This window comes from uncultured Sphingomonas sp., assembly GCF_913774285.1.
Lineage (GTDB): Bacteria > Pseudomonadota > Alphaproteobacteria > Sphingomonadales > Sphingomonadaceae > Sphingomonas.
The window spans coordinates 101,983-119,085 of sequence record NZ_CAJYHX010000031.1 but is presented as its reverse complement, the minus strand read 5'-3'; the positions used below and the strand labels follow the sequence as shown (position 1 = coordinate 119,085).

General features: G+C 69.0%; 18 protein-coding genes and 1 tRNA gene. 8 read left to right on the top strand and 11 right to left on the bottom strand.

The features are described from left to right. Window position 1: 1 nt before the first annotated feature. Window positions 2–1,204, bottom strand: coding sequence for an efflux RND transporter periplasmic adaptor subunit (locus QZ670_RS17675; protein ID WP_294257828.1), 1,203 nt, complete (start codon window positions 1,202–1,204; stop codon window positions 2–4). Window positions 1,205–1,306: 102 nt separating this feature from the next. On the opposite strand from QZ670_RS17675, the gene QZ670_RS17670 reads away from it, so the two are divergent. From QZ670_RS17670 to QZ670_RS17655, 4 genes are read left to right on the top strand one after another with little or no spacing between them, the layout of a single operon-like run. Further along, window positions 1,307–1,939 carry a TetR/AcrR family transcriptional regulator gene (locus QZ670_RS17670; protein WP_294257825.1) on the top strand — a complete coding sequence of 211 codons (633 nt, stop codon included), beginning with the start codon at window positions 1,307–1,309 and terminating at the stop codon, window positions 1,937–1,939. A gap of 50 nt (window positions 1,940–1,989) precedes the next feature. Continuing rightward, window positions 1,990–2,751, top strand: a complete 762-nt coding sequence (locus QZ670_RS17665; RefSeq protein WP_365894684.1) for a (Fe-S)-binding protein — start codon at window positions 1,990–1,992, stop codon at window positions 2,749–2,751. Continuing rightward, window positions 2,748–4,139, top strand: a complete 1,392-nt coding sequence (locus QZ670_RS17660; protein WP_294257819.1) for a lactate utilization protein B — start codon at window positions 2,748–2,750, stop codon at window positions 4,137–4,139. The genes QZ670_RS17665 and QZ670_RS17660 overlap by 4 nt, the downstream gene beginning before the upstream one ends. Beyond that, window positions 4,136–4,753: an LUD domain-containing protein gene (locus QZ670_RS17655; RefSeq protein ID WP_294257817.1), complete on the top strand. Its 618-nt coding sequence runs from the start codon at window positions 4,136–4,138 to the stop codon at window positions 4,751–4,753. Before QZ670_RS17660 ends, QZ670_RS17655 begins: the two co-directional genes overlap by 4 nt. A gap of 47 nt (window positions 4,754–4,800) precedes the next feature. Here QZ670_RS17655 and fucP read toward each other — a convergent pair whose 3' ends face one another. Genes fucP through QZ670_RS17635 form a run of 4 tightly spaced genes read right to left on the bottom strand, consistent with a single transcriptional unit; the run spans window position 4,801 to window position 8,930 of the window. Further along, entirely contained in the window at window positions 4,801–6,081 is a 1,281-nt protein-coding gene (gene fucP, locus QZ670_RS17650; RefSeq protein WP_294257815.1) for an L-fucose:H+ symporter permease, read from the bottom strand. Window positions 6,082–6,115: 34 nt separating this feature from the next. Next, on the bottom strand, window positions 6,116–6,883 hold the full coding sequence (locus QZ670_RS17645; RefSeq protein ID WP_294257812.1) for an SDR family oxidoreductase: 768 nt from the start codon (window positions 6,881–6,883) through the stop codon (window positions 6,116–6,118). Then, window positions 6,880–8,202 carry an L-fuconate dehydratase gene (locus QZ670_RS17640; protein ID WP_294257810.1) on the bottom strand — a complete coding sequence of 441 codons (1,323 nt, stop codon included), beginning with the start codon at window positions 8,200–8,202 and terminating at the stop codon, window positions 6,880–6,882. The genes QZ670_RS17645 and QZ670_RS17640 overlap by 4 nt, the downstream gene beginning before the upstream one ends. Further along, complete coding sequence (locus QZ670_RS17635) at window positions 8,190–8,930, bottom strand: SDR family oxidoreductase (RefSeq protein WP_294257808.1); 741 nt, start codon at window positions 8,928–8,930, stop codon at window positions 8,190–8,192. Before QZ670_RS17635 ends, QZ670_RS17640 begins: the two co-directional genes overlap by 13 nt. 122 nt (window positions 8,931–9,052) lie before the next feature. On the opposite strand from QZ670_RS17635, the gene QZ670_RS17630 reads away from it, so the two are divergent. After that, window positions 9,053–9,904: an IclR family transcriptional regulator gene (locus QZ670_RS17630; RefSeq protein ID WP_294257805.1), complete on the top strand. Its 852-nt coding sequence runs from the start codon at window positions 9,053–9,055 to the stop codon at window positions 9,902–9,904. Window positions 9,905–9,906: 2 nt separating this feature from the next. On the opposite strand, the gene QZ670_RS17625 is transcribed toward QZ670_RS17630, so the two are convergent. Together QZ670_RS17625 and QZ670_RS17620 are read right to left on the bottom strand one after the other, a co-directional pair. Further along, window positions 9,907–10,038 carry a hypothetical protein gene (locus QZ670_RS17625; RefSeq protein ID WP_294257804.1) on the bottom strand — a complete coding sequence of 44 codons (132 nt, stop codon included), beginning with the start codon at window positions 10,036–10,038 and terminating at the stop codon, window positions 9,907–9,909. 59 nt (window positions 10,039–10,097) lie between these two features. Further along, a complete protein-coding gene (locus tag QZ670_RS17620) occupies window positions 10,098–11,066 on the bottom strand; it encodes an alpha/beta hydrolase (protein ID WP_294257801.1) in 969 nt (322 codons plus the stop codon). 202 nt (window positions 11,067–11,268) lie between these two features. On the opposite strand from QZ670_RS17620, the gene QZ670_RS17615 reads away from it, so the two are divergent. After that, complete coding sequence (locus QZ670_RS17615; RefSeq protein WP_294257798.1) at window positions 11,269–12,879, top strand: alpha-L-fucosidase; 1,611 nt, start codon at window positions 11,269–11,271, stop codon at window positions 12,877–12,879. A gap of 197 nt (window positions 12,880–13,076) precedes the next feature. Here QZ670_RS17615 and QZ670_RS17610 read toward each other — a convergent pair. Then, window positions 13,077–13,151, bottom strand: a tRNA-Thr gene (locus tag QZ670_RS17610). Between the two features lie 101 nt (window positions 13,152–13,252). Between QZ670_RS17610 and QZ670_RS17605 the strand changes: the two genes are divergently transcribed. Next, the gene (locus QZ670_RS17605; RefSeq protein WP_294257796.1) at window positions 13,253–13,390 is read left to right on the top strand and encodes a hypothetical protein; all 138 of its coding nucleotides are present in this window, start codon (window positions 13,253–13,255) and stop codon (window positions 13,388–13,390) included. A 148-nt stretch (window positions 13,391–13,538) separates the two neighbouring features. On the opposite strand, the gene QZ670_RS17600 is transcribed toward QZ670_RS17605, so the two are convergent. Together QZ670_RS17600 and QZ670_RS17595 are read right to left on the bottom strand one after the other, a co-directional pair. Next, window positions 13,539–15,335: an aminopeptidase P family protein gene (locus tag QZ670_RS17600; protein ID WP_294257793.1), complete on the bottom strand. Its 1,797-nt coding sequence runs from the start codon at window positions 15,333–15,335 to the stop codon at window positions 13,539–13,541. Window positions 15,336–15,450: 115 nt separating this feature from the next. Then, the gene (locus QZ670_RS17595; RefSeq protein ID WP_294257790.1) at window positions 15,451–15,777 is read right to left on the bottom strand and encodes a hypothetical protein; all 327 of its coding nucleotides are present in this window, start codon (window positions 15,775–15,777) and stop codon (window positions 15,451–15,453) included. A gap of 94 nt (window positions 15,778–15,871) precedes the next feature. Here QZ670_RS17595 and QZ670_RS17590 point away from each other — a divergent pair, with 94 nt between their 5' ends. Then, window positions 15,872–16,603 carry an energy transducer TonB gene (locus QZ670_RS17590; protein WP_294257787.1) on the top strand — a complete coding sequence of 244 codons (732 nt, stop codon included), beginning with the start codon at window positions 15,872–15,874 and terminating at the stop codon, window positions 16,601–16,603. Between the two features lie 190 nt (window positions 16,604–16,793). Here the strand turns inward: QZ670_RS17590 and QZ670_RS17585 are convergent, their stop codons facing one another. Next, on the bottom strand, window positions 16,794–17,087 hold the full coding sequence (locus QZ670_RS17585; protein WP_093294428.1) for a 4a-hydroxytetrahydrobiopterin dehydratase: 294 nt from the start codon (window positions 17,085–17,087) through the stop codon (window positions 16,794–16,796). Window positions 17,088–17,103: the final 16 nt, after the last annotated feature.

Genomic DNA, 17,103 nt, shown 5'->3' with positions numbered 1-17,103 from the left:
CTTACTTCCCTTGGGCAGGCGCGGCGGCACCCGGCTGGCCCTGGGCGGGCTTGGCGTTCGGATTCCAGGGCTGCGGCGTGACCGGCATGCCCGGGCGCAGCATCATCGCGCCCTCGACGATCACCTTGTCGCCCGGCTTGAGCCCGCCGGTAACGATCCATGCGTCGCCGGCGGTCCGGCTGGTCTGGATCGGGCGCGGCTCGATCTTGTTGCCGGCGCCGACGATCAGCACCGTCGGGTTGCCGCGCTCGTCGCGGCTGACGGCGCGCTGCGGCACCAGCATCGCGTTCTGCTGGGTGCCCTCGACAAGGCGGGCGCGGACAAACATGCCCGGCAGCAGCAACCCGTTGGGGTTGGGGAACAGCGCGCGGATCACCTGGCTGCCGGTGGTCTCGTCGACGGTCACGTCGGCGAAGCGCATCGTGCCCTGCGGGCCGTAGTTGGTGCCGTCCTCCAGCGTCAGCGCGACCTTGGCGTTGCCGTCGCGCGCGACCTGGCCCGCCATGATCGACTGGCGCAGCTTGAGGATGTCGGCGCTCGACTGCTGGATGTCGACATAGATCGGGTCGAGCCGCTGGATCGTGGTCAGCGCATTGGTCTGCGATGCCGAGACCAGCGCGCCGGTGGTGTAGAGCGACCGACCGATCTTGCCGCTGATCGGCGCGCGGATCGTGGTGCGGGCAAGGTCGATCTCGGCGGTGGCGAGCGCGGCTTTCTGCGCGGCGACATCGGCGCGGGCCTGGGCGGCGCTGGTCACCGCATTCTCATATTCCTGCTTCGAGATCGCGTTGATCTTGACCAGTTCGCCATAGCGACGCGCGAGCGCCTCGCTCGACGCGATCGCGGCCTGCGAGCGGGTCAGCGCGGCGCGGGCGCTGGCGACGGCGGCGCGGTAGGGCGCCGGATCGATCCGGTAGAGCGGCTGGCCTTGGCGCACCATGTCGCCTTCGGTGAACAGCCGCTCCAGGATCAGGCCGTTGACCTGCGGCCGCACGTCCGAGCTCTCATAGGGGCTCAGCCGGCCGGGCAGTTCGCTGGTGAGCGGCACCGCCTGCTGCTGGACGACGACATAGGAGACCGGCGGCGGCGCCGCCTGCTGGCCGCCGGCGGCGCCGGAGGCCCCGGCACCCTGCTGCTGGGACTGACCGCCACAGGCGGCGAGGACAAGCGCGAGAGCCGGCGCGGTGTGACGGAAAAAAGTCATGCGGATGCCTGCCGTTGTGATATATGTGAGTGAACGTTCGCTCACATTCGCCGCTACTGCGAAGCGAGTGACTCGGTCAAGATGGTTTTATAGGGACGCCCGATGGCAGAAACCACGGAAGAAGGCGGAGTTCCCCACCGCGATAAGGCCCTGTTGCGGCGCGAAAAAATCGTGTCCGCCGCGCGCAGGTTGTTCATTGCGAACGGTTTTCACGCAACCGGCGTGGCCCAGATTGCCAAGGAATCGGGCATTGCGGTCGGTCAAATTTATCGCGATTTTTCCTCCAAGGAGGCGATTGTCGCGCAAATTGTGCAAGCCGACTGCATGGATTTCCTCGCGCCCGAGTCGCTGTGCGCGGGAATCAAGAGCGGCGATCCGGAGTTCGTATGGAACTGGCTGGGCGACTTCATCCGCCCCGAACCCGACGAATCCGATCCGCTGTTCGCCGAGATCGTCGCCGAGTCGGCGCGCAATGGACGCATTGCCGCGATCTTCGAGGAAACGCGTGAGGACGTGCGCGGCACCATGCTCGCGGCGCTGACCGCGCTGATTCCGGGCGACGCCTTTGCCGAGCGGCGCTGTGCGCTGACCGACCTGATCACCGCGACGGCGCTGGGACTGATGCAGCATCGCTTCCTCAGTCCCGCCGAGGATACCGACCGCGCCGCCGCGCTGGTACTCAAGATGATCCGACACGAAGTGGCCGCGATGCAGGCCGAAGCCGCGGCGGGCTAGCCCGTTCCTGTGGAAGCACAGGTGCCGATATGCGAAAGGGCCGCATGGATATGAGTTCCCCGCCATCTCGCGTCGCGCTGTTCGTCACCTGCCTGGTCGATGCGATGCGGCCCCGGGTGGGCTTCGCGGCGTTGCGGGCGCTGGCCGATGCCGGGTGCGAGGTAGTGGTGCCGGAGGCGCAGACCTGTTGCGGCCAGCCGGCGCTCAACTCAGGCGACCGCGCGACGGCGACCGATTTCGCGCGGCGTAACGTCGCGATGCTGGAACCGTACGAGGCGATCGTCGTCCCCTCGGGCAGCTGCGCGGGGACGATCCGCTGCCACTATCCCGAACTGCTTGCCGACGATCCCGCATGGGCGGCGCGGGCCGAAGCGGTGGCGGCCAAGACCTGGGAGATCCTCACCTGGCTCGACGCGCGCGGCTGGCGGCCCGAGGGCGTGACGCTGCCGGCGACCGCGACCTATCACGACAGCTGCTCGGGCCTGCGCGAGCTGGGCATCAAGGCGCAGCCGCGGCGGCTGCTCGGCGCGGTCGACGGGCTGGACCTCGTGCCGCTTGCCGGCGAGGAGACCTGCTGTGGCTTCGGCGGCACCTTCTGCGTGAAATATCCGGCCATCTCCAATGCGATCGCCGACGAGAAGGCCACGGCGGTGGAGGCTACGGGCGCGGGGCTGCTGCTGGCTGGTGACCTCGGCTGCCTGATGAACCTGGCGGGCAAGCTGCACCGGCGCGGGTCGGACGTCCGCGCCTTCCACACCATCGAGGTGCTGGCCGGCATGGCCGACGGCCCGGCGATCGGCGAAGCGCAATGAGCCGCGCCTTCGACGCGCGCGTCGATGCCGCGCTCGCCGACCGCCAGCTCAAGATCGCAGTCGAGCGTACCGCCGGCACCGCTGAGGCCAAGCGGGGCGCGGCGATCGGCGCCTGGCCCAGCTTCGGCGCGGCGCGCGAGCGGGCGGCGGCGATCAAGGACCATGTGATCGCCAATCTCGGGGCCTATCTCCTCCAGTTCGAGGCGGCGGCGACCGCTTCGGGCGCGACGGTCCATTGGGCAGCCACCGCCGACGAGGCCTGTGCGATCGTCGTGGACATCTGCCGCAAGGCGGGGGCGAAGAGCGTCGCGCGCTCCAAGTCGATGCTCGGTGAGGAGATCGGCCTGCCGCATGCGCTGGAGGCAGCAGGCATCGGCCGGGTCGAGACCGATCTTGCCGAACACATCATCCAGCTCGCTGGCGAGCGGCCCTCGCACATCATCTGGCCGGCGATGCACAAGACGCGCGAGCAGGTCTCCGAACTCTTCCATGCCCGCCACCGCGAACCGCATGTCGAGGAAAGCATCGTCGCGATGGCGGCGAGTGCAAGGCGACAGCTACGGGGCGAGATGCTGGGCGCCGATGTCGGCATCTCGGGCGCCAATTTCCTGATCGCGGATTCGGGGCAGATCTGCACCGTCACCAACGAGGGCAATGCCGAGCTCTCGCTGGTGCCGCCGCGCGTGCATATCGTGACCGCGGGGATCGAGAAGCTGGTCCCCTCGATGGACCATGCCGTGCATCTGCTGCGGCTGCTCGCCCGCTCGGCGACCGGCGCGGCGCTGACCCAGTACACCACTTTCTATGCCGGGCCGAAGCGGGCGGGGGACCGCGACGGGCCGGAGGAGATGCACATCGTGCTGGTCGACAATGGCCGCAGCGCGATGCGGGGCGACGGGCTGGCGGAGATGCTCCGCTGCATCCGCTGCGGCGCGTGCATGAACCACTGCGTGGTGTTCCGCCAGATCGGCGGCCATGCCTATGGCGGCACCTATCCGGGGCCCATGGGATCGGTGCTGACCCCGGCGCTCGACGGGCTGGCGGCGAGCCGCGACCTGCCGAACGCGTGCACGATGAACGGCAAGTGCCAGGAGGTGTGCCCGGTCGCGATCCCGCTGCCGACGCTGCTGCGCGGCTGGCGCGAGAAGAGCTGGCGCGAGGGGCTGGAGCCGGTGACGCTGCGCTCAGGGCTGGGGCTCTGGGCCTGGGCGGCGCGGCGGCCTTGGGCGTACCGGACGGGGGTGCGCTGGGCGATCCGGGCGATGCGGCTGGCCGGGCGCGGCTGGATCGCGAAGCTGCCGCTGGCCGGCGGCTGGACCGGCGGGCGCGACTTCCCCGCACCCGCGCCGGAGAGCTTCATGGACCGCTACCGAAAGGGCGAACGATGAGCGCACGCGACGCGATCCTGGCGCGGCTGGGGACGGCGCGGGATCCAGCGCTGCTGGCGGCGGAGGCGGCCTGTTTGCTCGCGGGCGAGGAACGTGAGCGGCCGGCGGGGCCGGAGGATCTGGTGGCGCGTTTCCTGGCGCAGCTCGCGCTGCCGAGCGTGGCGGCGACGCACGCGCGGATCGGGTCTCTGGCAGACTTGCCGGAGGCGGTGGCGGAGTATCTTGCGGCCGAGGGGGCGACACCGGCGCTGTGGCTGCCGCCCGATGCGCGAGTGGACGGGCTCGATTGGTCGGGGCTGACGGGGCTGGCAGACTGCCCGGCCGACGACGGCACGGTGCTCGCCTTCGCCCGCGCCGGGGTGGCGGAAACGGGCTCGCTGGTGTTCGAGACCTCGCCGGAAGCACCGATGCTGCCCAACTTCCTGGCGCTGCGGCACATCGTCGTGCTGGAAGTCGCCGGCCTGGTTCGCTGGCTGGAGGATGCGGCGCCGGGCGGGGCAGTGCCGCGCGCACACTACTGGGTAACGGGCGTCAGCGGCACGACCGACATCGAAGGCACGTACGTGCGGGGCGCGCACGGCCCGCGGTTCCTGCATGTGGTACTGGTCGGCTGATCTTCTTCTTAAGCCCCTTCCCTCAGGGGGAGGGGCTTAAGAGCGCTTCAATGCCCCGCCGGCGCCAGTGCCACATCCCCCGCCGCCCCCGTCGCGCGCACGCCAAAGCCCAGCACCACCAGGAACGCCACCGCCGGTACCAGCAGCGCGAGGTTGATCCCCGCGAGGTCGGACACATGCCCCATCGCCGCGGTCAGCACCGCGCCGCCGATGATCGCCATCACGATCAGCGAGGCGCCAATCTGCTTGAGCGGGCCCAGACCGCCGATGCCGATCGCGAAGATCGTCGGGAACTGGATCGACATGAAGAAGCTCGCCGCGACCAGCGCATAGAGCCCGGTCGTCCCGCCGACGAACACCGCCACTGCCGCCAGCGCCGCCGAGAGCCCGGCGAACACCACCAGCAGCTGCGGCGCCGAGACCTTGCCGAGCATCGCCGCGCCGACGAAACGGCCCACGCCGAACAGCACCAGGCTGGCGAAGAGATAGTCGGCAGCGCCCTGCTCGGTGAGGCCGGGCAGGTTCACCTGGGCGTAGCGGATCGTGTAGCTCCACAGCCCCACCTGCGCGCCGACATAGAAGAACTGCGCCACCACCGCGAACAGCAGCGTCCGGTTGCGCAGCACGGTGCCGAGCGCCTTGCCCGTCGGCACCGCGGGCGCGTCGCCGTCGCGGCGGTTGTCCGGGAAAGCGATCAGCGCGGCGGCGATCGCGAAGGCGAGCACCACCAGTCCGATCACCAGATAGGGCGTCTGCACCGAGGCGAGCTCGCCGCGCAGCGTCGCGGTCCGCTCGGCGGCGGACATCGAGGCGAGCGCGTGATCGTCCTGCGCGAAGCTGGAGAGGATGAAATATTTGCCGACCAGCACGCCGAAGATCGTGCCGAGCGGATTGGCCGCCTGGGCGAAGTTGAGCCGGCGCGCGGCGCCTTCGGGGCTGCCGAGCTCGGCGATCAGCGGGCTGGCCGAAGTTTCGAGAAAGGCCAGGCCGCAGGCGATCACGAACAGCGCGGCGAGGAACCAGCGATATTCGCCGAAATGCGTCGCCGGATAGAAGAGCAACGCGCCGATCGCGTAAAGGGTGAGTCCCGTCACGATCGCGGCCTTGTAGCCCCGCCGCCGCGCGAGCATCGCCGCCGGCGTCGCGAGCAGGAAATAGCCCATGTAGAAGGCCTGCTGGACGAAGCTGGTCTCGAAATCGCTCAGCGTGAAGGCGCGGCGGAAATGCGCGATCAGGATGTCGTTGAGGTTGTTCGCCATTCCCCACAGGAAGAACAGCGAGACCGTCAGGATGATGGCGGGGGTGTAGCGTCCGGCCTTGCTGGCCATGTGTCCTCTCCTTGGTGCGACGCCCCTGTTGGGGTCATTCGATGGCGCGGTCCAGATGCGTGTAGCCGCCGTCGACGAACAGCCACTGGCCGGTGGTGTGGCTGGCCCGCCCGGAAAGCAGGAACAGCGCGGTGTCGGCGATCTCTTCGGGCGTGGTGAAGCGGTGGCCGAAGGGCACGCGGCGCTCGATCTCCGCGCGCCTTGCGGCGGGGTCGTCGAAGCTCTTCAGCCATTCGGCATAGGCCGGGGTCTCGACCTCGGCGGGCACGATCGCATTGACGCGGATGCCGTCGCCGCGCAGCGCCACCGCCCATTCGCGGGTCAGCGCCAGCACCGCGCCCTTGGCGGCGGCATAGGCGCTGGTGTGGCCCTGCCCGGTGATCGAGGTCTTCGAGCCGATATTGACGATCGCGCCCTGCGCCGACTTGAGGTGCGGGAGGGCCGCGCGCGCCATGCCGAAATAGTGGACGAGGTTGATGTCGAGCGAGGCGCGGAACTGCGCCGGGGTCGCCTCGAAGCCGAGATTGTCGTTGAGCCCGGCATTGTTGACCAGCCCGTCGATCCGCCCGAAGCGCGCCGCCACCGCGTCGACCGCGGCGACCACGGCATCGTCCTCGGCGAGCTCGCAGGGGTGGAACAGCCAGTCCTCGCCGAGCTGCGCGACCAGCTCGGGCCGGGGCGGTTCGCGCGAGACGATGGCGGGGACCGCGCCTTCGCGCGCCAGTCCCGCCACGATCGCGGCACCGATCCCCGACGAGCCGCCGGTGACGATAACGACCTTGCCGGCGAGCCCCAGGTTCATGCGCCGAACCGATATTGGACGAGCGTCTCGGGCTTCATCTCGATCGAATAGCCGGGGCGCTGCGGCGGCATGTACGCCGCGTCGCGGATCACGCAGGGCTCCAGGAAATGTTCATGGAGATGATCCACATATTCGATGACCCTGCCGTCCATGGTGCCGGCAAAGCACAGATAGTCGATCATCGACAAGTGCTGGACGTATTCGCACAGCCCCACGCCGCCGGCATGCGGGCATACCGGCAGGCCGTAGCGGGCGGCGAGCAGCAGCACCGCCAGCGCCTCGTTCACCCCGCCGATCCGGCAGGCGTCGAGCTGGATCACGTCCACCGCGCCCACCGCCATGAACTGCTTGAACAGGATGCGGTTCTGGCACATCTCGCCGGTCGCGACCTGTACCTGGCCGATGCCGTCGCGGATCGCCTTGTGGCCGAGCACGTCGTCGGGGCTGGTCGGCTCCTCGATGAACCAGGGCTTGGCGAAGGCGAGAGCGTTGACCCACTCGATCGCCTGGCCGACTTCCCAGACCTGATTGGCGTCGATCATCAGCTTGCGATCCGGCCCGAGCACTTCGCGGGCGATGCGGACGCGGCGGATATCGTCCTCCAGGTCGCGGCCGACCTTGAGCTTGATATGGTGGAAGCCGGCATCGACCGCTTCCTGCGCGAGGCGGCGCAATTTCTCGTCGGGATAGCCCAACCAACCGGCCGACGTGGTGTAGCAGGGATAGCCGTTTGCCTCGAGCGTGGCGACGCGCTCGGCCTTGCCGGCGGCGCGCTCGGCGAGCAGGGCGAGCGCCTGTTCGGGCGTGATCGCATCGGTGAGGTAGCGGAAGTCGATCGCGCGGACGAGCTGCTCGGGCGTCATGTCCGCGACGAGCTTCCACACCGGCTTGCCCTCGGCCTTGGCCCAGAGGTCCCAGATCGCATTGACCACCGCGCCGGTGGCGAGGTGCATCGCGCCCTTGTCCGGGCCGATCCAGCGCAGCTGGCTGTCGCCGGTCAGGTGCCGCCACATCCGCGCGGGCTCCTCGGCGATCCAGGCGAGGTCGAGGCCGATCACCAGGTGGCGCATCGCCTCGATCGCGGCGACGCAGATGTCGTTGCCGCGGCCGATGGTGAAGGTGAGGCCATGGCCTTCGAGGCCCGGCACGTCGGTTTCCAGGATGACATAGGCCGCCGAATAATCGGGGTCCGGGTTCATCGCGTCGGAGCCGTCGAGCGAGGCGCTGGTCGGGAAGCGCAGGTCGATCGTGCGCAGGCCGGTGATGCGGGCGCCGAGCGTCGCCTGGGTGGAAGTCGCCATGTCCATCAGTTCACCCACCCGCCGTCGATCACATGCACCGCGCCGGTGGTGAAGCTGGCCTCGTCGCTGGCGAGGTAACAGATCAGCGCGGCGATCTCGTCTTCCAGGCCGAGCCGACCCATGGGCTGGCGCGCGACGAAGGCGGCATGTGCTTCCTCGACCGCGATGCCCTGCTGCGCGGCCTGTTCGGCGACGCGCTGGCGGAGGCTGGGCGTGTCGACCGTGCCCGGGCACACCGCGTTGCAGCGGATGCCCTTGGCGACGAAGTCCGCCGCCACCGATTTGGTCAGGCCGATTACGGCTGCCTTCGAGGCACCATAGGCATGGCGGTTGGGGATGCCCTTCACGCTCGACGCAATCGACGACATGTTGACGATCGCGCCGCCGCCTTGCGCCAGCATGCCCGGCAGGAAGGCGCGGATCATGCGGTGCATCGCATGGACGTTGAGGTCGAAGGAGAGCATCCAGTCGGCGTCGGTCCCGTCGAGGATCGAGCCCGCCGCCACGAAACCGGCGATGTTGGCGAGCACGTCGACCTGGCCGATCGTCTCGGGGAGTGCGGCGATGGCGTCGGCATCGAGCAGATCGAGCACCACCGGCTCCACGCCGTCGAGCGTCGCGAGCGCGGCAGCGTCGCGGTCGAGCGCGAACACCCTGGCGCCCTCGTCGCGCAGTCGCAGCGCGGTCGCGCGGCCGATGCCGTGCCCTGCCGCGGTTACCAGCGCGGTCTTGTTGCCGAAACGCATCGCCTCCCCAACTCCTTCAGAACGTTTTCATAGGTCAAAATGACTTTCACATTCTTAGGCGCAAGCCGCGATTGTTCGCAAGTGGCATGACACCGCTCGTCGCATTGGCTAGCCTAGCTGGCATGAGCGAGAATGCACCCACCGCGTCGGCCGACAAATCGCCCGCCTATGCCGCGCCTGCGCTGGAAAAGGCGATCGACGTCATCGAACTGCTCGGCACCGAGCCGCAGGGGCTGACGATCAGCGAGATCGCGCAGCGGCTGGGGCGATCGATCAGCGAGCTGTTCCGCATCATCGTCGTGCTCGATCGGCGGGGGTGGCTGCACAAGGACGGCGCCAGCGATCGCTACCGGGTGACCTACCGCGTGCTGGAAATCGCTCACCGCGCCACGCCGGCGCAGGAGCTCACCCACGTCGCGACGCCGCTGATGCACAGCCTGGCGGCGGCGACGGTGCAATCCTGCCACCTGGTGGTGGTCAACGGCACGCGCGGGTTGATCGTCGCGCGGCAGGAGAGCCCGGGCCAGACCGGATTCGCGGTGCGGCTGGGCACCGAGATCGACCTGCTGACCAGCTGTTCGGGCCATGTGCTGCTTTCGGCGATGGACGAGGAGCGGCGCGCAGCGCTGTACCCGAAGGGGCTTCCCAGGGAGTTGCTGGATCGGTTGGGCGAGGTGCGCGCCAAGGGGTATGAATCGATCCCCAGCGCGCGGATGGCGGGCGTATCGGACATGAGCTGCCCGATCTTCGGTTTCGACGGCCATGTCGTCGCGGCGCTGACCATTCCGTTCCTGGCGGCGATCGACGACGCGCCGCACGTCTCGCAGGAAGAGGCACTGGCGGTCCTGCGGAGCACGGCGACGGCGATCTCCTCGGCGCTCGGCTGGTTCGATCGGGTGGAGTCGCCGGTGGTGCCCAGCCTGTCGATCGCCAGCCCGGTCCGCCGCCGCCGCGCCCGGCTGGGCGCCGACTAGGCTCAGCCCGGCGTGACGGCGTAGTAGATGTTGTAGCCGACAAACACCGTCGCGATGATCGCCAGTACGATCAGCGCGACGGCGCCGAGCCCCTTGCGGGCGCGCTTCTCGACGGGTTCGGTTCTCGGGTCCATGCGGCGCCTCCTCATTGATTATTCAAGGAAAAGACGCTTCGGGACGCCGATCGTTGCGTTCAGCCGGCGAGCAGCCCCAGCCGCCGCGCATAGGCTGCGAACAGGGTCGGCCAGGCCGAGGCGGGCACCGTCTTGGGCAGGCGCACGCCGAAACCGTGGCCGCCCTGGTCGAACGCATGCAACTCGCCCGGGCGCTTGGCGGCGAGCAGCGCCTGGTAGAGCGCGATGCTGTTCTCGATCGGCACCAGCCCGTCGTCACTGGCATGGGTGAGGAAGATCGGCGGCGTCTCGGCAGTGACGCGCTTCTCCACCGACGCGGCGTCGAGCGCCTTGGGATCGGCGCCGGTGCCGAACAGCTGATCGCGCGAGCCGATATGGGTGAACGGCGCGGCCATGCTCACCACCGGGTAGATCAGCCCGGCGAGATCGGGGCGGGCGGAAAGCTGGTCGGCGGCGTCGACGGGGGTGTAGACGCGCTCGGCATGGCGGGTCGCCAGGCTGCCGGCGAGGTGGCCGCCGGCCGAGAAGCCGATCGTCGCGATCCTCGCGGGGTCAATGCCGTAGCGCTTGGCCGAGGCGCGGATCAGCCGCAGCCCGCGCTGCGCGTCGGCGAGGGGCACGGTGGAACGGTTGGCCCAGCCCTCGGTGGGGATGCGGTAGCGCAGGATGAAGGCGGTGATGCCCAGCGCATTGAGCCAGCGCGCCTGTTCCTCGCCCTCATTGTCGATCGCGAGGAAGCCATAGCCGCCGCCCGGCATCAGCATCACCGCGGCGCCGTTGGGCGTGGCGGGACGGCGCACGGTGAGCGACGGGCGATCGACGCCGGTCAGCCAGCGATCGTTGAAATTCGGGTCCTTCGAGCGCTGCTCGTATTTCGGCGTCGGCGGGGTGGCGGGCGATCCCGGCGGCGAGCCCGGCCAGAGCGGCAGCACCTCGTCTTCACCCGCAGCATGGGCGGGCAGCGCAGCCAGCGTGGCGGTGGCGGCCATGCCGGTGAGCATCGTTCGGCGCGTCAAGTCTTCGAACATGGGCATTCCTCTCTCTGCGGCGCGGCCGTGCCAGGGCGAACGTCCAGGCTTCGCGGTGCCTTGCTGCCGATTCTGGTAGCGGTACCGCGGCGTGGTTGCAGAATCACCGGCACGGCGCAACCGGCGCCGATCGATGGGGCGATGGCGTTCCCGTCGCAGTGCGGTATCAAGCTGGTATCGTGATGGTGCAGCGGAGGTAATAATGATCGGATCAGGGTGGCGGCGGCGTGGCGTGCTGGCGGGGCTGGCGGCGCTCCCTGCGGTGGCGCGGGCGCAGGTGACGGCACAGGGGCCGGTGCAGGCAAGCTGGCCGTCGCTGGTCGCGAACTACCGCTATCCGGACTGGTTTCGCGACGCGAAGTTCGGGATCTGGTCGCACTGGGGCCCGCAGTCCGTGCCCGAGCAGGGCGACTGGTATGGCCGCTTCATGTACATGCAGGGCCACCCCGCCTCGGACTTCCACCGCAAGACCTATGGCCACCCTGCCGATGTCGGCTTCATGGAGGTCCAGAATCGCTGGACCGCCGAGCGCTGGGACCCGGAGGCGCTGATGCGGCGCTATGTGAAGGCCGGTGCCAAATATTTCGTGTCGCTGGCCTGCCACCACGACAATCTCGACTGCTATGACAGCGCCTACCATCCCTGGAACAGCCTGCGCGTGGGCCCAAAGCGCGACGTGGTCGGCACCTGGGAAAAGGTGGCGCGCGCGCATGGGCTTCGCTTCGGCGTCTCCAACCATGCCGCGCATGCCTGGCACTGGTACCAGCCCGCCTATGGCTATGATCCCGAAGGCGCGCGCAAGGGCGAGCGCTACGACGCCTTCCGCCTGACCAAGGCGGACGGCGCGGGCAAATGGTGGGAGGGGCTCGATCCGCAGCTGCTCTACACCGGCAAGCACATCGTCGCGCCCGACGGCATCGACACGATGCAGGCAATGGGCAAGTGGCACGAGGATCATGACGGCCAGTGGGTCGAGCACGGCCCCGCCGGCGACGCTGCCTATGCGACGCGCTGGCTGCAGCGGCAGGTCGACCTGGTCACCAAATACCAGCCCGACCTCTGCTATTTCGACGATTACGAGCTGCCCTTCGGACCCGTGGGGCTGGCCGCGGCGGCCGATTACTATAACCGCTCGATCGCGAAGCGCGGCAAGATCGACGTGGTGCTCAACGCCAAGCAGTTGAAGCCCTATGCACGCTTCGGGCTGGTGCAGGATGTCGAGCGCGGCTTCGCCGACCGGCTGTGGGACGAGCCCTGGCAGACCGACACCTGCCTGGGCGACTGGTTCTACAAGCGAAGCCTCTACACCGAGAAGCGCTACAAGTCGGCGAACGACGTGCTCCAGCGCCTGGCCGACGTGATCTCGAAGAACGGCAACCTGCTGCTCTCGGTGCCGCAGCGCGGCGACGGATCGATCGACTCGGAGGAAGAGCGCATCCTCGATGATCTCGGCGCCTGGATGGCGGTGAACAGCGAGGCGGTGTTCGGCACCCGGCCGTGGCGCGTCTATGGCGAGGGGCCAACCCAGCTCGCCGCGGGCATGCAGAACGAGAACGGCTTCAAGGGCTTCACCGAGCGGGACGTGCGCTTCACCACCAAGGGCGACACGCTGTACCTGTTCTTCCTCAAGGCGCCGAGCGGACCGGTGACGGTGGAGGCGCTAGGGCTGAAGGCGGGGCGGGTGGCGCGGGCGCGGCTGCTGGGCGGCGGCGACGTCCCATTCCGGCAATCGCAGGCGGGGCTGACGGTGACGCTGCCCAAGGGGCTCGGGACGGTGCCGGTGGTGCGGATCGACGGGCTGCGGCGGGGGTGAGGGGTGCCGGGGCGGTCGGTGTGGCCGCTCCCTCCACCAGTCGGCATCCATTGGGGCCGACGCTTCGGCTCTAGCTGAAACCTACAGGCGAATGGATCCCGGCTTCCGCCGGGATGACGTTGTTTGGAGACATATCGGCAAAGCCGCGCCAGCGGCGAGGCCCTTGCGGGCAAACTCTTCTGTCATGAAGGGGAAAATGGTGCTGCCGGCGAGGATTGAACTCGCGACCTCAGCCTTACCAAGGATGCGCTCTACCACTGAGCTACGGCAGCACTGTTTTCCAACCGCGGCGACCAGCGCCGTGCGGGAGGGGCCTATTTGCTTGGGGACCCGTGATTGTCAACCCGCATCATGCCGGTTTATCGCTTTTCGCATGAAGGATGTGGATAAGCAGGCCCGACTGGCCGAAAAACTGCGCGAAAACCTGCGGCGGCGGAAGGCGCAGGCGCGCGGAGTGAAGGCGGAAGGAGCCGGGCAGGGGACGGAAGCGCCCCCCGAATCGGCGGACTGAGACGATCCTCCCCGGAACGGGGAGGGGGACCGCCGCCGTAGGCGGTGGTGGAGGGGGATCTCCACAAGGGACTGGCCCGCTGTGCTCCCCCTCCACCAAGCCGCTGCGCGTCTTGGTCCCCCTCCCCGTGCCGGGGAGGATCTTCAGTTCACGCGATCGGCGCGCACTTCGCTTCTAGCCAGGTCCGTTCCGCGCCCTCCAGCTGCGGGCCGACAATCGCCAGCACCTCGGCATGATACGCATCTAGCCAGGCGCGCTCTTCCGACGACAGCAGTTCGGGCAGGATCAGGCTGCGCTCGATCGGCGCGAAGGTGAGCGTCTCGAACGCCAGCATCGGCTTGTCGCCGCCGGGGATCGTCCGCTCGACGACGTGAACCAGATTCTCGATCCGGATGCCGTATTCGCCCGCCTTGTAATAGCCGGGCTCGTTCGAGAGGAACATGCCCGCACGCAGCGGCTCCAGCGCCTGCCCGCCGGGATAGGAGGGCGGAGCGATCCGCTGCGGGCCTTCGTGCACCGAGAGATAGGCGCCGACGCCGTGACCGGTGCCATGGGCGAAATCGAGCCCCGCTTCCCACAGCGGCCGCCGCGCGAAGCCGTCGATCTGCGCGCCGGTGGTGCCGTCGGGGAAGATGGCGGTAGCGATCGCGATATGGCCCTTGAGCACGCGCGTGAAGCGGTCCTTCATCTCGTGGCTGGCGTCGCCGACCGGCATCACGCGGGTGACGTCGGTGGTGCCGTCGCCATATTGCCCGCCCGAATCGATAAGGAACAGCTGGCCGCGCTCGATCGGCAGGCTCGATTCGTCGGTGACCTTATAGTGCGGGATCGCGCCGTTCGGGCCGGTCGCCGAGATGGTGTCGAAGGACAGGTCCTTGAACCGACCCGTCGCCTCGCGGAAGGCGCGCAGCTTGTCCGCCGCCGACATCTCGGTGAGCCCGCCCTGCGGTGCGGTTTCCTCGAACCATTTGAGGAAGCGGCTGAGCGCGGCGCCGTCGCGGGCCTGCGCGGCCTTGTGCCCGGCAACCTCGGCGGGGTTCTTGATCGCCTTGGCGAGGATCACCGGATCGCGCAGCGCGAGCACCGTGGCGCCGCCCGCTTCCAGTCCGTCGAAGATCGCCGACACCGCGGTGCCCGGGTCCGCCACGACGCGCTTGCCCGCGAAGCCGCCCAGCGCAGGTGCGAACGCAGCGCGATCCTGGATGCGCACGGCGTTGCCGAGATGCTGGCGCACCGCATCGGTCACCTTCTCGGGTGCGACGAACAGGTCAGCGGTGCCGTCGGCATGGATCACCGTATAGGCGAGCGCGACCGGCGTGTGGGTCACGTCGTCGCCGCGCACGTTGAACGTCCAGGCGATCGAATCGAGTGCAGCGATCACCACCGCATCGGCGTTCCGCGCCTGGAGCCAGTCGGCAATCTCGGCGCGCTTGGCGGCGGAGGACTTGCCGGCCAGCGCCTCGTCGAGCACCGCCAGCGGCGCGTCGGAGGGACTGGGCTGGTCGGCCCAGACGGCATCGATCGGGTTGCGGGTGACGGGGACTAGCGTCGCGCCCTTCTCGGCCAGCGCCTTGCGGGCTTCCTCCACCCAGGCGCGGGTGTGCAGCCAGGGATCATAGCCGATGCGACCGCCGTTCGGGGCATGCGCACCCAGCCAGTCGGCGATGCTGGTCGCGGGCACGCCGACATATTCCCAGTGGTCGGCCGAGACCTGCTGGCGGACTTGGAGGGTATAGCGCCCATCGGTGAAGATCGCGGCCTCGCTGCCCAGCACCACGGCGGCGCCAGCCGAACCCTGAAAGCCGGTGAGCCAGGCCAGCCGCTGGGCATAGGCGCCGACATATTCGGACATGTGCTCGTCGGTGAGCGGCACGACGAAACCGTCGAGTGCGTCCTGCGCGAGTTGCGCACGAAGGGCGTTCAGACGATCGGCATAGCTGGACATACGCGTACTTCCTGCATCTTGGGGGCGGGCGCTCGGCGCCGCGACATAGGGCCGGTTTCTGGCCGATGCAGGGCAGTTTGGAAAGGGGCGGGACCGGGCCCGCCCCTTCGATCGCTCAGCGGCGGACGCGCACGTAGCCGCAGCGGTTCTTCGCGGTGATCGTGCGGTCGATCGCGCGGCCGCCCAGCGCACCGGCAACACCGCCGGCCGCGGCGCCGAGCAGGCCGCCGCCGACCACCGACGGACCGGCGAGCGCACCCGCGACACCGCCTGCGATCAGGCCCGCTTCGCCCTTCGACTTGCGGCAGCGCTTGACGTAGCGATAGTTGCGGCTGGACTTGGATTTGCCTTCGTAGCGCGACTGGGCGCTGGCCACGCTGATCGGCATCGCGACCGGCATCACCAGGGCAAAGGCAGCGAGCGCGGCGATTGTCTTACGCATATTCGGACCCCATCTTTCGGTTCGTGTTCGAAGCGTATCAATGTGCCATGCCACATTTCGGTTGCATGAACCCGCAACGATCGGGACGACTCCGGTGATTTCCGGAGGCTCTCGTGCACGGGGGGCTGCCGCCGCGGTCGCGGTGGAGGCGCTGCTGGCGGCGCTTCTGTTCGCAGGGTTGCGGGCGCAGACGGTGGTCCGCACCGATCCGGGCGCGAATCTGATCAGCTTCGACGTGCCGCCACCCCCGCCGCCGCCCGCGCCCGAACCCGCCAAGCGGCGCGCGGCGCCCAAGGCCGAAGGCGCGTCGGCGCCGCCCAACCGCGTTTCCCGGGCGACCGAGGTCGTCGCGCCGCCTCCGCCGATCGTCTTGCAGCCACCCCCCATGATAACGACCCCTACGCCAGCGACGGCCAGCGATTCGTCCTCCGGCGCCGCGCCGGTCGCGGGACCGGGTACCGGTGCGGGCGGCGAGGGCGAAGGGACCGGCAGCGGCGGCCGCGGCAACGGGCCGGGCGGCGGGGGCGGGGTGCCGCTGCGCTGGATCGGCGGCGGGATCTCCGACGCCGATTATCCGCGCGCCGCGCTCGATGCCGGGGCGAGCGGCACGGTGGGGCTGCGCTTCGTGGTGGGCGTGAACGGGCGGGTGTCGAGCTGCACCGTCACGCGGAGCAGCGGCAATCGCGACCTCGACGAGACCACCTGCAAGCTGATCCAGAAACGCTTTCGCTATGTGCCGAGCAAGGACGCCGCCGGGCGGCCCTATGCCGATACGGTGACCGGCGAGCATCGCTGGGATCTCTACGAACGGCCGGATGGGGAGTGAGTAATTTAATTCCCCCTTCCGCTTGCGGGAGGGGTTAGGGGAGGGTGTGTAAGGGAAGCGGGCGAGACGCTGCGGGGGGCGGTCAAGCAGTACATCTTCGAGATGTCAGCCCTCGCCTCCCTCACGCACCCTCCCCCGTCCCCTCCCGCAAGCGGAAGGGGGGCGAAAGAGCCGCTAGCGTCTCGTCCGTTTACCCCTTCACCAGCGCGTCGATCGCAGCCGCCAGCTGCAGGTCGCGCGTCGACAGCCCGCCCGCGTCATGCGTGGTCAGCAGGATGTCGACCCGGTTCCACACGTTCGACCATTCGGGATGATGGTCCGCCTTCTCGGCGATCAGCGCGACGCGGGTCATGAAGCCGAACGCCTCGGTGAAATCGGCGAACAGGAAGCGGCGGGTGATGGCGTCGCGACCCGGCTCATAGTTCCAGGCGGGCAGGGCCGCGAGCGACTCCTCGCGCAGGCCGTCGGTCAAACGCGCTACCATATATCCCCTCCTTGCT